Annotated in this window: 12 protein-coding genes; 3 read left to right on the forward strand and 9 right to left on the reverse strand. The window is 49.6% G+C overall.

Annotated features, from left to right (window positions below):
- Window positions 1-61: 61 nt before the first annotated feature.
- Window positions 62-1,384, reverse strand: a complete 1,323-nt coding sequence (gene resB, locus ACYQ8U_RS10855; protein WP_459945564.1) for a cytochrome c biogenesis protein ResB — start codon at window positions 1,382-1,384, stop codon at window positions 62-64.
- 431 nt (window positions 1,385-1,815) lie between these two features.
- Here resB and rpmB point away from each other — a divergent pair, with 431 nt between their 5' ends.
- Both rpmB and ACYQ8U_RS10865 read left to right on the forward strand, forming a co-directional pair.
- On the forward strand, window positions 1,816-2,010 hold the full coding sequence (gene rpmB / locus ACYQ8U_RS10860) for a 50S ribosomal protein L28 (RefSeq protein ID WP_459945565.1): 195 nt from the start codon (window positions 1,816-1,818) through the stop codon (window positions 2,008-2,010).
- A gap of 80 nt (window positions 2,011-2,090) precedes the next feature.
- The gene (locus ACYQ8U_RS10865; RefSeq protein WP_459945566.1) at window positions 2,091-2,345 is read left to right on the forward strand and encodes a hypothetical protein; all 255 of its coding nucleotides are present in this window, start codon (window positions 2,091-2,093) and stop codon (window positions 2,343-2,345) included.
- Window positions 2,346-2,426: 81 nt separating this feature from the next.
- On the opposite strand, the gene ACYQ8U_RS10870 is transcribed toward ACYQ8U_RS10865, so the two are convergent.
- From ACYQ8U_RS10870 to ACYQ8U_RS10885, 4 genes are all read right to left on the reverse strand, one after another.
- Complete coding sequence (locus ACYQ8U_RS10870) at window positions 2,427-3,899, reverse strand: DNA integrity scanning protein DisA nucleotide-binding domain protein (RefSeq protein ID WP_459945567.1); 1,473 nt, start codon at window positions 3,897-3,899, stop codon at window positions 2,427-2,429.
- A 210-nt stretch (window positions 3,900-4,109) separates the two neighbouring features.
- Entirely contained in the window at window positions 4,110-4,664 is a 555-nt protein-coding gene (locus ACYQ8U_RS10875) for a YMGG-like glycine zipper-containing protein (RefSeq protein WP_459945568.1), read from the reverse strand.
- A 212-nt stretch (window positions 4,665-4,876) separates the two neighbouring features.
- Window positions 4,877-5,827, reverse strand: coding sequence for a helix-turn-helix transcriptional regulator (locus tag ACYQ8U_RS10880; RefSeq protein ID WP_459945569.1), 951 nt, complete (start codon window positions 5,825-5,827; stop codon window positions 4,877-4,879).
- A 471-nt stretch (window positions 5,828-6,298) separates the two neighbouring features.
- Window positions 6,299-8,299, reverse strand: a complete 2,001-nt coding sequence (locus ACYQ8U_RS10885) for a ribonuclease catalytic domain-containing protein (protein ID WP_459945570.1) — start codon at window positions 8,297-8,299, stop codon at window positions 6,299-6,301.
- 219 nt (window positions 8,300-8,518) lie between these two features.
- Here ACYQ8U_RS10885 and era point away from each other — a divergent pair, with 219 nt between their 5' ends.
- Window positions 8,519-9,433 carry a GTPase Era gene (gene era, locus ACYQ8U_RS10890; protein WP_459945571.1) on the forward strand — a complete coding sequence of 305 codons (915 nt, stop codon included), beginning with the start codon at window positions 8,519-8,521 and terminating at the stop codon, window positions 9,431-9,433.
- A gap of 60 nt (window positions 9,434-9,493) precedes the next feature.
- Here era and ACYQ8U_RS10895 read toward each other — a convergent pair whose 3' ends face one another.
- The 4 genes from ACYQ8U_RS10895 to ftsE are packed head-to-tail and all read right to left on the reverse strand — an operon-like array spanning window position 9,494 to window position 13,693.
- The gene (locus ACYQ8U_RS10895) at window positions 9,494-10,813 is read right to left on the reverse strand and encodes a S41 family peptidase (RefSeq protein ID WP_459945572.1); all 1,320 of its coding nucleotides are present in this window, start codon (window positions 10,811-10,813) and stop codon (window positions 9,494-9,496) included.
- A gap of 32 nt (window positions 10,814-10,845) precedes the next feature.
- Window positions 10,846-12,069, reverse strand: coding sequence for a murein hydrolase activator EnvC family protein (locus ACYQ8U_RS10900; protein WP_459945573.1), 1,224 nt, complete (start codon window positions 12,067-12,069; stop codon window positions 10,846-10,848).
- 32 nt (window positions 12,070-12,101) lie between these two features.
- On the reverse strand, window positions 12,102-12,989 hold the full coding sequence (locus tag ACYQ8U_RS10905) for a cell division protein FtsX (RefSeq protein WP_459945574.1): 888 nt from the start codon (window positions 12,987-12,989) through the stop codon (window positions 12,102-12,104).
- Window positions 12,986-13,693 (reverse strand): cell division ATP-binding protein FtsE, encoded by a 708-nt coding sequence (ftsE, locus tag ACYQ8U_RS10910; RefSeq protein WP_459945575.1) that lies wholly within the window; start codon window positions 13,691-13,693, stop codon window positions 12,986-12,988. Before ftsE ends, ACYQ8U_RS10905 begins: the two co-directional genes overlap by 4 nt.
- Between the last annotated feature and the right edge of the window lie 448 nt (window positions 13,694-14,141).

A 14,141-nucleotide genomic window follows, 5' to 3' on the forward strand; every position in this document is an offset into this window, starting at 1 on the left:
ACTCCGTTTGATTCCCTGAGCTGAGAGTTGTAAAAGAGAGTGAATTCCATACATCGCCATCTTATCGTTGTACCGCCTGCTCAATATGATTTTTCAGTTGTGCAAAATTTTTCGCAAAGGCCATTTTGTTTTTGTTGGCCGAGCCGGACAGCCAGAGTTGCGGAACAGATGAGCCATTGTTCTTGTACAGCCATATTCTCTGGTGGGACATGAAAAAGGCCATATACAGACCAAGTAGCATAATGCCGCAGCCGATGTAGACGACCCAGACGCCCGGGTCCTTCGCTACCTGCAAACCGGTGGCATACATCTGTTTGGCGGACAGAGTATATTCCTTTGTTCCGCTGGTGAACGTTGCCTGCTCGTTGTCTTTCAGCCATTCGACAGAGGGGGGATTTTCACCGGATTTAAACCACACTTTTGCGCGAACCACCCTTTGACCGACGGCTTCAGCGTTGATGATGCCGAACTTCAGGTCTTTATCTTCCCAGGCCATCTGCTTTTGAAAGGGGATGGTGAAATGTTGCGCATCGCCGGAGGTATTTTCAGTAATGTTGACGATGAAATCCTGATACCCTTGATAGCTTGATTGATAGAAGGTTATGCCTTTGTAGGTGAGAGGATCATTCACCTCGATGTCTCGGTTTAACACCTCCTGTCCGTCCTCGAGCACAGTAAGGCTGCTTCTATACACCTTCGGCATGCCGTTATCGTAAAATTCGATGACAAAGGAGTTATTGCGCACCTCAAAGCCAAGATCCAGGGTGCCACCATTTTTGTAGGCAAAAACCTTTTGTGTGGAGCCCATTTCCGGAATCATGACACTTCCCTTGAAACCTAAAAAGTGCCCGATAATGGCGCCGACAAAAATGAGCAGGATAGAAAAATGAACAATATAGACACCGGCACGGCTCCATTTCCCTTTCTGGCTGAAAAAGAGTTCATTGCTGCCGAATTTTTTGGAGCTTGCCGTCCAGCCATTTTCCTTGAGTAGACCGGCAAGGTGAATGTGGTCGAGTTTATCGGTAGCAAACTCCCACTTCTGGCAGTTGGGCATCTTTTCAATCCGCTCGGGAGAGACGGTCAGGTTATCGGCAGTTATTATTTTCCATACCGAGGGGAAGCGTTCCAGGCTGCAGATAATGAGGTTGGTGCTGAGTATCCCGAGCAGGCCGAGAAACCACCAGGAGTAGTACATTTCCGGGATGTCGAGGACCTGGAAAAACTGCGCGGTTTTCGCTCCATAATTTTTGACATAAAAGGCGGCGGACTCACCTTGGGGGATGATGGTGCCGATGATTGAGGTGAGAGCAATGGCGCACAGAGTGAAGATCGCCAGTTTCACGGAAGCGAAAAAATTCCAGATTTGAGTAAGTAGTGTCATTGAATTAATTTTGTAATGAGAATTATTGTTGATTAAGGATTTTTACAATAGCTTATGCAAAATTGCAATGAGAGAGCGATTAGGAGATAAGTACTTGGCAGATGGTCAAAACAGCAACAACAATAAACCTCATTGTTCAATTTAACCAGATAATTCGTATTTTGAAAGGTACCACAATAGTCTCTATAATTTTTAGTGCAAGTAGTACACTTCGGTCGCTCATCAAAAATCCAGGCAATATGTAAGGTTCGTCCGTGCCCGGTTCAAGAAAAATGGTCGATGGGACAAGGAAGTGGTGGGAAATACCTTGCCTAAAATTTTAAAAGCGGGTAAAAAGTCAGATTCTTAACCATCGTTTACCAGCACACAATTCATGCATTTCTCCATTTGACCGGCCGGAAGGCAGGCGAATGGGATATAAGGAGAAAAAAATGGCCAAAGTATGTGAAGTATGTGGAAAAGGACCAATGGTTGGCAACAATGTCTCCCACGCCCACAACAAGACAAGAAGGCGCTGGCTGCCAAACTTGAAAATGGTGCGCATGGCCACCACCGGTGGCAACACGAAGAAAACGAAGGTATGTACTCGTTGCATTCGGTCCGGAGCAGTTGTAAAAGCTGCCTGAAATTCTATCATTATGAGTGATGTGAGGCGAGAGGATGTCATCCTGCTCGCCTTTTTCTATTTGAGCTTCCGGGGTACGCTATGAGTGAAGAAAAGGTAACATTTCTTAGTTATGAAGAGGCCGCGAAACTGGTTGGGGCGATTCAGGAGGAAGAAGATATTGAGCAGGCCAACAAAAGAATTCTGACCGTCTACAGCAAGGACGATAGAGAATTGTGCTGGTTTGACTTTGCCGAGGTGACGGCTGCTGTTGGTGAAGTTGAGGCGGGTGACAGAAAAGCCGCCGTGCAGAATTATATCCTCAAGCATATACCGGATTGGGTCCACGAATTGTAATTCGACTTTCTACGAGTATATCAACTTTGATGGCGTCGTAAAAACTCATCCTCTGACTGGTTCATCCTCTGACTGGTTGTTTTATACCATCTCCTCCAGCCATTTGCGCAACGGCAGCGGGAAGATTGCGCATCGGGAAGAGAGAGGGGTGCAGTATTTATTGACGATCTCCCGGCCTTGCTGGAATATGGAGACTGGTCGGTCGGAAGAGACGACAACGACTATAGTCTGGTGATGTTGCGCCGTAAAACGCAGCGCGGAATTATACCGTGCCCCGCGTGCCCTATTTTCATTTTCTACCCGGTGACCGTCGAGCAGACAGGCAAAACCATGCAGATGCAGGTCGGAGCGGATATGCAGTGCCCCATCTACTTTTGACAGGCCGGCCGCAAGCCGCAGGATGTTTGGCTCCTGCAGGTTCACCGGCGGGGTCAGCATCTGCCCGGCGGTTGGCGTTGGTTCAGGGGCCAGATCAATGACAAAGGTGCAGCCGAACATCTTATCTTCCGCATTGTGGACAAGTGCGGCAATAATTTTAAATATCCCTGTTCTGACCGAAGGATCGATGTCGTAATCCAGCAGCGTCTCTTCAACCTCAAACAGCTTCGCCCGGTGGGTATCGGAGCTGTATCTGCCATCCTGAAAACTGCAGACAATCTCATCCTTGACAAAGAGAAAACCGAGTTTGCCCTGGAAATCCGCAGTAATATGAAATGGTTTTATATCTTTTTCGGCAATCCCCAGAATATTTGTCCCATCAGAGATAAGCGTTCGCCGGGAATGTTCCACCGCCAAGAGGAGTTTGCGGACATGTTTGAAATTGTTCAGCGGCGGTTGTTCCGAACTCTGAAATCGTGCCAGAAAATTGATATCTTTAAGAAATCTCGGTTCGATAAAGGTTAAGGAGCCGTGCGGCCGTACGCCCTCTTCATTGGTTTTTGAAATGCCCAGCAGGGCATTGAGTATCGGGTAAATATGTACCTGAACGTCAAGTCCCAGAACGAGCCCGGCCATATCGACGATGCAATCATGGACGGCGTGCAGCGAGTATTCGCGGAGAAAGCTGCCGGAAATGCCTGTGTAGAGATTGCTGTCGTTGGCCATATCGTGGGATAATCGCAGCACGGCATGCTCCAGCCAGCATCGCGTCGGACAAAGAGAGCACATGTTTGGATGGTGCTCGGTAAACCACATTTGATAGTAGACCGAAGTGGAACTGCCGCCGTTGGAAATAAGTCCATCCAGGAGAAGGTCGGCCTGGGGTTCAATGTGATTATATTCAAGATAAGGACTCTGCCTGTCGATTGGCGTGCACCAGTCATCGTTGTCGAGATAAAGAGTTTTCAGCTTCGGCTCGTAATCGCGCAGCAGATTCTGTGGATCACAGATAGACAGCTCATCTGTTTGTTTTAACGCAAAAATGACCGCTGAGCGACTGGTCCCGGAAAATAAAGTCAAACCATCTCGTAAGCCGCTCAAAGTTTCACTTATGCATCGGTTAACGAAATAATTCCCCTGCACCATGGTCCCCCTGTCTTCATAAAGAAAGGACATTCAATAGCTTGTGTCATCCATTTCTGCGCTATTCTACCATAACTGGAGCTTTTTTACTCATTTTTAGGGTACTCGCGGCAGGTGGCGGCAAGATGAACACAGATACGGCAGGGCCGGTGGCTGGATGTTGTCGCGAGGATTGGTGCTGCCCCGGAAGATCTAGCGGCGACTTCCGGGGCAGCAGGTCCAGGTATTTTACAGGACAGTCAGTTAGCGATGGAATCGATCATTGAATCGATCATTGGATCGGTATTTATTGTTAAAGGGGTGGCGCTCAGGCTGTTGATACCGCGGCGATTTGCCACAGACGGTCGAGACAACCCGCTTTGACCCATAATGTCCTTTCTGGATGGTAACAACTTTCCGACAGTTGTCTCTGTCGTACCGATAATGTTTTCTCGGCGGATCCCTGAATACCGGTCGAACTCGCCTGTCATACCGATGATTGTCATACCTGTAGTTATCATACCGGTAGTTGTTATACCTGTGGTTGTCATAAACCTGGCTGTGGACAAGCACCTGCGAATGTTGCGGCATTGCCCCGTGCTGTCTCTCTAACTGAGTGCCGACCAGCAATCCGACAACTCCTCCGACAGTGGCACCAACGATTGTCGATTCAGCATTACGGCCGACAGCCTGGCCGACAATTGCGCCGGTGCCGCCCCCGAGGATAAGGCCGCCGACCTGTTTGTCACCGGCCTGAACATTGGTCAGTGAGAGTGCAAAAAGAGCTATCATCGCTACTGTCATGTTTACTGGTTTCATAACTGTCCTCCATTGATTGAGTGAGTACATCTGCCTGCTGTTACCTTATTTGTACGCTCAATCTATCGCTTTCCCAAGAGGACATATGCAGATGTCGGTGGAGATGTCGGGCGGGAAAGCTACCCGACATCCAGGAGCCTGCTGGGGAATTTACGGAAATTGCAGTGAGAAGAACAGGAGGGGGGGACAGGGTAATGCCAAGCGGAGGTGTCCTACTCGATGATTTTAAAGGTGGCTGTGGCACTGTCCCACTGGTAAGCCGATCCCATCCATATTTCTTCGATGAGATCGATGTCGATGTCCAGGCCGGTTATCTCACTGTATTGATCGTAAACCGCGAGAATCTCATCATCGCTGATGATATTGTCCTTGTCGCTATCGGCCCAGTGATGCCGACCGAGGATAATTGTATTTTGGCCCTGAATGGTTGATTCGGTTTTGCTGCTGATGGCCGCCGTGCCGCTGAAATGGACGATCTCCTCCTCTTTGCCGGCGACAGTGATGACATACGCATAGAGTGCCGTCTGGTCAATTTTTTTAAGCCATCTTATTTGGTTGTTTTTCAGGCCACCGGCAGGTAAGGTCGGCGAGATAGCCTGAACGGCTGCGCTTTCGGGAATGGTTTCTTTAATGATCAGGGCGTTCGCCGTATCCGGTGCCCCGGTAACTTTGATGATCACCGGAAAGGGTTGTCCGCTGATACAGTGGCTCGGCACGATACGTTCAGCGGCAAACGGGGCTAAACAGGGGGCGCGCAGAAAATACCAGGTGAAAATCAGGGCAAGGCAGAGGATTGTCGCTGCAAGAAGGAACAGTATGTGCTTCTTCTGCAACCCTGATGGTGTTGCTGCAGAAGGCTCGACTGACTGTACGTGCTCCAGGGAGGTCGTTTCATTTGCAGATCCCTCTTCCTCGACGTCTTCGGTGATTTTTTCCAGAAGGTCTTCAAGCTGAACATTCAGAGCCTCGGCAAGTCTCAAACCGTTGTCTCTCTTGATACTCGGATAGCGGCGATTTTCCCATCTCGAGATCGTGTCGGTGGTTACCTCGACTGCTGTCGCCAGGTACAATTGGGTGAGGCCCTGCTGTTCACGCAGCATTTTGATTTTTGCCCCATCAATTTTCACCATGCTCATTGGGCCGATAAGTGAATTGTCAGTCATCTGTCTTTTTATGATTGTGGTAAGTTGCGGATTTGTTTCATCTGGTTATACCAATTTCCTCCGCCCCATTAAAGAACAAATTCCTGCAGTTGCTCCTGCTTATGCGCTATGTGCTGATAGACATCGCTCGACGTGCCCCTATGTCGGCTTTTCTTGTCTGTGAAACGATGTATTTTACAGCCAGAAATCAGTGAAAAGCTCAAAAAAAATGCGGGGGGCGAGATGAAGACACTAGTGGTGCTGTTCTGTCTATTTATGGTAAGCGGATTTGCCGTGGGAAGTGTGCTGGCGGCAAGCGGGAAATGTACCGTCGTAAAGGTAGATGGAACACAGATGGTAATTGAGTGTAAGAAGGAAACCAGAGGCTTTAGCACGGGAAATCAAATAAAAATAAAGTCGGACAGTCAAAAAGCCGACCGGAATAAATAGCAATCCGTTTCACCTCCGAGCCGCAAACGTTTGCATAGAGAGCTACCAGTCGAACCGCACAAAGTTATCGAGAGGCTCGGATTTGACCACGCGGATCTTGACGAGGGTATTCGGCGCAAGAGTTTTGTTGCCCGGCGTGGGAAGATCTACATCCATAAGAATGTCGGTGAGCAGCAGGTTGACCCGCTTCGGCCCGGACTGAATAACCAGGGCGTCGAGATATTGACCCTGACGATCGGCGAGGAATTTGAGCAGCCAGTATCGTTGTCTCTGGTGGCGGACGTTGTTGGCGGTCGTCAATGTGCGGGTCAGTACAGAGGTGAAATCCTTACACATTTCCTCAGTGAAGCACGGTTCCTTTCTTCGGACGACACTATTCAACTGATGCTGCATAACAAGATCCAGTAAGCGCCTGATAGGGGAGGTGACCGTTGAGTAATGCGATACGCCCAAACCACTGTGGGGTTTTGCGGTAGTCGACAGCTCGCCCCTCGACATGTTTTTTCGTTGCAGGGTATTCTGGAAGAGATCGTCATCTTCACCGTGGACGATCCTCTTCTGCAGCATCGGCTGAGACCTATAAATACCGGGAACCATGCGGTCGGCGACATATTTTGCCGCCTCGCTGTTGGCGAGAATCATCATTTCCGAAACAATAGTCCTCGCCGGGGTGTCGCTTTTGGCAAGACTGACGTGGACTTTGCCGTGATGATCGATGAAAATATTGACATCGGGAAAGGGAAGAAGAAGGGCGCCGCCGGCCAGGCGCCTGGTCCGCAGCTTTTGGCGAAGCATATCCAGCAGGCGAATTTCCCGATCAGTCGTCAGCATCTTGTCGACCTCATCGTAGGTGAGTCGTCTTTTTACCCGAATGATCGATGGGTTGATCCGCACCCGCAAAACTTCGGCCTCGGCTGAGAGGAGGATCATAAAGCTGAAGGCGGCTCTGGTCTCATCCTGGATAAGGCTGCAGATCCCCTGGGAAAGATGCCGGGGAAGCATCGGCACCTGACCTTCCGGAAAATATATGGACGTACCGCGCCGCATGGCTTCGGCAAACAGCTGATCTCCAGGACGAACATAATGCGCGACGTCGGAAATATGGATGCCGACCAGGTAGTTGCCATCCTGTTCCTCGATAGTCAGGGCGTCGTCAAAATCAAGGGTGGTCGGGCCATCGATGGTAATCGGCGAAAGATGGGTCAGATCCAGTCGCCCCGGGTCATTGAACAGTTCACTTTGTCCGCGCTGGAGAATGAATTCAGCCTGTTGTCTGGCGGCAAGAGAAAAATTGACCGCCAGTTCATTACGCAGCAGGGGGATATTCTCGTTGGCCCCCCAGAGTCCGGCCTTGACGAGCAGGTGAAAGGGGTCATGAAGTTTATGCAGGCCGGCGGATTGGAGGATGTTTCTGGCGATATCCGCATCAGTGGCCTCGTTGCCGAAAAGATAGAAGTCACGGATAATCGACAAAAGCTCCATCTGGATGGCATCGAGATGGACGGGGGAGGAAGGTGCTTCGATAATCCGGCCGACGGCCCTGGCGCCTTCGCGGACCAGTTCGGCTCGTTTTGCTTCCTTTGCCAGCTGACGCTGCAGCTGCTCGACCTTTTCCGGACTATTGACCTGGATCCTGCCTTCCTTGTATTTAAAAAACAGTTTGTCCTCAAAAACACATCGCAGGAATGCAGCAACCGTATCGTCGGTGGCTTCCGAGCCGAAGATGAGTTCGGCGAGAAAGGTCGGACTAAAAGACGTCGCACCATCTTCGGCGGTCAGCTCCCAAATTTCTGCAAGATCAATAAGGGCCATGAGGGCGCTGCGTTTTTCGGTCGTGTCTTTCAGATGTCTGGTGATGGCTTCCCTGCTCAGTTCTGTCGGATGACTTTCAGTCGAACAGTGGATAACACGTGATTCCGGCAGGTTAAGCTCACGGCCATTCTGGTTGATAAGGCGCAGCCGTTTCGGCTGGCTTTCTATAACCAAAGCACAGATGAACTTGCCGTTATCGAGGTATTCTATCAGTTTTCCCGTAACAATCATTTAATCACAAGGTGTTCAATATCTGTTTTGCTTTTCTATTACCGGACTTTCCGGTGCCACAGCAAAATAGTGTAAGCAATATATTCACGGCGTATTATAATTTCAAATTCGTTGGTTTGTCTATTGCAAATGGACAAACGTCACACAGTATAGTGTGGAATGTTATTTTGCCTACACTTATTATTGTCCTTATGAAATTATTATTATTTTTAAAACGCTATGGATCTTTTTGAGAAGCCGGTCAAATCCGGCATGGTGGCAATAGTAGGGCCGCCGAATGCCGGAAAATCAACATTGATGAACCATCTTCTCGGCCAGAAGATTTCAATTGTTACTGCCAAGCCCCAGACGACCCGGAATCGCATTGTCGGGATAGTCAATGATGCAGACTACCAGGTCGTTTTTCTGGATACACCGGGACTGCATAAATCCCGTGAGCCAATGAACGTGGAGATGGTCAAAGTGGCCATGGAAAGTCTGACGGAGGTTGATCTCGTGCTGTTCCTGGTCGATGTTTCTCTGCCGCTGCCGGAAAAGGTGCAGAGGGAAAAAGCGGCGGAGCATGCCGAGTATCTGCAGAGGATCAAATGCCCGGCGATCATGGTGCTGAATAAAATTGACCTGATCGACAGGAAGAAGGTTCTGCCGTTTATCGATTCCTATGCAAAACTCTATCCTTTTCATGCGGTGATTCCGGTATCCGCCCTGGGCGGTGACGGCCTGGACAGCCTGTTTGCCGAAATTCTTACCCTGCTGCCGATGGGACCACGATATTTCCCCGAGGATATTCCGACAGACGCCTCGGAGAGATTTTTATGTGCAGAGATCATCAGGGAAAAAGTCTTTCTGCTTACCGGCCAGGAAATCCCCTATTCCACAGCCGTGCTGATCGAATCTTTCAAGGAAGATGACCTCAAAAAACTGGTGACGATTCACGCGGCGATTGTCCTCGAAAAACAATCGCAGAAGGGAATCGTCATTGGCAAGGGCGGCAACAAACTGAAAAGCATCGGCATCGCAGCCAGAAAGGATATTGAAGCCCTCATCGGCGAGAAGGTCCTTCTCAAGTTGTGGGTGAAGGTGAAAAAGAACTGGTCGCAGGATGAACGGTTTCTCAGAGAACTCGGCTATTAAATGTCTATTCTTGGACAGACTCCCAGGAGCCTGTCCGATTATGCCCTTTCCACCGCCCCGTCACGGAGCGTTTTCTTTAAACTCATAAAAAAGATCAAGGCTCTTGAGAATGTTGTAGGCGGAGCGCAACTGGTTGTCGGTCTCCATTCGCTGTTCCAGTTTATCGGCTTCCCGAGCCTGCCCATTGTCCTTGTCCGGCTTCATGCCCGGCAGGTGGCGGGCAAGATCCACTTCTTTCAGCAGGCTTCTTTCGGGCTTGGTGTCTTCCGGGGGAAGGCAGGTGATGAATGGTATTTCAACATCCGGAGCGATGCCCAGGGCCTGGATGGAACGATCATCAGGGGTGTAGTATCTTGCCGTGGTCATGCGCAGCCCGGCTCCGTCCGGTAGAGGGATGATTGTTTGCACCGAGCCTTTACCGAAAGTCCGGGTTCCGACGATAATCGCCCGTTTATGGGCCTGCAGGGCCCCGGCGACGATCTCTGCAGCACTGGCCGAACCTTCATTGACCAGGACCACCAGAGGGTACATGTTTTTTTCGCCATTGGCGTGGGCGACATAGACGTTATTCTGGTCTTCTCGTCGGCCTTTGGTATAAACGATAGTTCCCTTGTCGAGAAAAATATCGGCAATGCTCACCGCCTGCTGGAGGAGTCCTCCGGGGTTATTGCGCAAATCGACAATGAGCCCGTTCAGCCGGTGGACACGTTGCAATTCCCGCAATCTGGCCTTGAAATCGCCGGTGGTATGGCTTTGGAAATTGGTAATTCTGGCGTAGGCAAAGCCGGGCGAAAGGAATTCCGCCTTAACCGACTGGATTGGAATCATTTCTCGCTTGAAGGTTATTTTCTTGAGATCTTCCCAGCCTTCCCGGTGAATGGCAATCGTCACCTCGGTACCCGGGGGACCACGAAGTTTTTTTATTGCCTCGTAGGGGCCCATGTTCTTTGTACTCACACCATCAATTTCAATAATAATATCATTGGCCTTGAGTCCTGCCTGATCGGCTGGAGTGTCGGCTATCGGACTGACCACGGTCAGCATGTCATTTTTAATGGTCACCTCGATACCAATCCCCGAGAATGATCCCCGTGTTTCTTCCTGCAGATCTTCGAAGCTCTCCGGCGGCATATAGGAAGAGTGCGGATCAAGGGAGAAAAGGAGACCGCGGATTGCACCGTTCAGCACTTCTTTCGTATCGATCTCTTCAACATAGTTCTCCTGGAGGATGCTTAACACATTGGAAAAAATCTCCAGCTGTTTATACGTTGTAATTCTATCCTCTTCCGATATTTCGGCAAAAACCGGAGAACAGGGGAAAAGAAGGAGAAAAAACAGGGTCCAGACCAGCCGGCGCAAGAGATAGGTAGATGAAAACATATAATTCCTCAACTCTATAAGATTATAGTACGTTACAGCTTGTCAGGTTTCAGCCATAGCAAGGGGTCCAGTGAATCATCACCGTGACGAATTTCAAAATAGAGTCCCTCGTCAAAAAGAGTCGCGGTGTCACCCATGATGCCAATGGTATCTTTTTTTCTGACCTTCTGGCCTTTTTTAACCAAAATTTTTTCGATCCTCGACGTTACCGTATAATATTGAAAACCATGATGCACTATAACTGTATTGCCGTAGCCGCGCAAATATCCTGAAAAAATTACTTCTCCATCGCTTACCGAGACGATTTTTGTGCCGTTGGCAGCCTGGATATCAATGCCTGCGGATGGACGTGATATACCGAGCTTGTCGGTTTTTTCCTGCTGAAAAAGGGTGATGATTCGGCCGGCAACCGGCGGAGGCAGGCGACCCTTGTCGATCAAAAACCGCTGTTCGCGTACAACATTTTTATTTTTCACCGAGACGATTGACTGGGCAAGACTCTCCGATGCCTCCTGCATTTCGATTACCGCCTGTTTATGCAGTTTCTCCTGGGTGCGCACCTGGCTGAGGAGGGTTTTCTTGTCGGCTTTGGTCTTTTGCAGCGCTTCTTTTTCCTGGACCGCCTGCTCGATAAAGTCGGCTAATACCGCCTTCTCCAGACCAAGAGCCGTCGTTACCCTGACCAGATCTTCTATGGTGGTCCGGTAGGCTTTGATAACATCCTGATCGTACTTGATCAGCACATCAAATGCATCCTGGAAGGTGAGCAGTTCGGAAAGTGTTCGGGTGGAAAAAGTGACATTGAGCAGACCGATGTCGCCCATGGTATAGTATGCGGTGATTCTTTTTTTCAGGTGCTCTTCCACCGTATTTTTTTCCAGACGGATGGTGTCGAGTGCAATTTGCTTCACGTCGATCATCACCTGCTGCTCGCGCATTTTTTTTTCCAGCGTATCCAGTTTTTCCTGCTGGGCAACAACCTTTTTGTCGAGAATTTCCAGTTCGCTAAAGATATTACGTTCGGTGGTCTGCGCTTCGGTGATCTTGTTTTCCTGCTGGAGAATGCCCTGCTGCAGGCGGTTGATCGACCCCCGGAATTTTGACAGTTTTGTCTCCGGGGTGTCGGTTGTCCGCTTATCCTGCCCAAAAAGCGGGGTGCTCAAGGTGACCATCAGGGCAGTGACCAGGATAAAAATAACGGGCAGAGAGAAGAGGTGCTTTGGTCCGGGTGATGAGATGCTTGCACGTATCCTCATAATCTGTCTTGTGTGGAAAGGAGACAAGGGGCTCAAATGCGCAAAAATTTCTGCATGGTTGAATAACTCCCCATGGTACACAGGAGTATGGAGACGCCGACAATGGTGAGACTGACGCTTGGCGGGAAAAAAGACAGTTCAAAGGCATTGAGAAATCCCGGCCCGGAAAATCGCAGTTTAATCCATTGGTACAGGAGATACAGCTGCGCGATACCAAAAGAGGATCCGAGGAGACCCTGGAGCAGACCTTCCAGTAAAAAAGGCGTTCGTATGTAATTATTGGTGGCTCCGACCAGCTTGAGCAGTTCGAGTTCCGCCTGTCTGCCGAGAATGGTCAGTCGAATGGTATAGGCGACCATGAAAATGGTGGTCATTATGAGCAGGGTGCCGCTGAGCAGGACGATGATCGACAGGAGTTTGGTGAAGTAATAAAATCTCTCAACCCAGTCCTGGCCATACTGTACTTTGATGGTGCCGGGAAGGCGGGCGAGATAGGCGGAAAACAGTTTTACCTGATTGAGGCTTCTCAGGTTTTTCATCGGCAGCACCTCGATGGAGGGCGGCAGAAAGTCCTGCGGCATTTCCTTTAAAACATCCTGATTTTTACCCAGCTGGTCGGCAAACCGCTGAAAGGCCTCGGCGCGAGAGACGAAGCGCACTTCTTCCACCTCATCAAAGGTGTTTATTTTATTGATCAATTGCTGCTGGAGTTCCGGGCCGGGTTCCTCTTCCAGGTAGACAATGAGGCTCAGGTCGTCGCCAAGCTTGTGGCCGAGGTTGAGCATATTGGTGTAAATAAGATAAAAGAAGGCGAAAATCAGTACGGAAAGACTGACAGTCAGCAGGGTCATCAGCTGTGACCCCCAGGTCATACGCAGATTTCTCCCCACCTGGCGGATGACGGTAAACCAGAAGCTCATGTGCTTGGCCCTCGTGTCACGCTGTGCAGTTGACCTTTCCGGAGTTCCATTACCCGGTGGGTGGTATGGCGATATATCGACTGGTCATGGGTGGCAATAACAATTGTTGCCCCGGCCTTGTTGCAATTGGTTAACAGTCGCATCACTCTTTCAGTCGTCGTCGCGTCTAGATTTCCGGTGGGTTCATCGACCAGGATCATTGTCGGGGAATTGGCGATGGCCCGTGCCAGGGTGATTCTTTGCTGTTCGCCGCGGGAAAGTTCCCCGGTGATGCTATCATGTTTGTCGGCAAGGTCGAGTTGCTCCAGCAAATTTCGCACCCGGTTTTTAATGATCTGCGGCTTTTTATAGGAGACCTCCATGGAAATGGCAATATTTTCGGCGGCCGTTCGGTCGGTCAGCAGCTTGAAGTCCTGGTAGGCTACGCCGATTTTTTGACGTAGTCTGGCTAGCTTAAAGCCTTTCAGGGTATGAATGGCCTGGCCGCCTATCTCGATCAGGCCATTGCTCGGCAATTCCATACTGCAGAGGAGTTTCAGTAAGGTGGTCTTACCGGCCCCACTCATGCCGATGATAAAAAACATCTCGCCGGTGTCTATGGAAACGGAGACATCCTTCAAGGCGACCACGTCGGGAGGATAATTTTTTGAAACTTTGATCATTTCGATCATCGTTGCGGTAGTGTCATGCAGAGGCTTGTTCATCGATTAGGCAATCGTAATAGTTGGCAATCTATTGAAAAAACTACATATGTACAGCACGGGGAAAAATTCTTACGGAGTTCCGGTAAACGGTCACGTCAAAGTTTTTCTCCATATCGGCCGGTTGTCAAACAAAGATAAATACTGCAAAAATATATAATATTCCATGGGTAAACGCAATGTCTCTCATGAAATGAGACTGTTTTAAGCACTTTGACGGGTTCCTGCGGTTTCAATTGCCATGCAGAATGTTTTCGATCCGCCTGGTCCGGCCTGAACAGTCAATTTACTCTTGCAACTTCCCCTGCAGTTGTTATTGTTGTCAGTTTCGCTATTGGAAGCGTCATTGGCATTACTGCAAACAAATCGCCTGAACATCGGCTGAACATTCGCCGAAAAGTCGATATCTTGGCGGCATTCGGACCAATTATCAAGGCCATCAGAAATATAT

Source organism: Desulfocastanea catecholica (genome assembly GCF_054657295.1).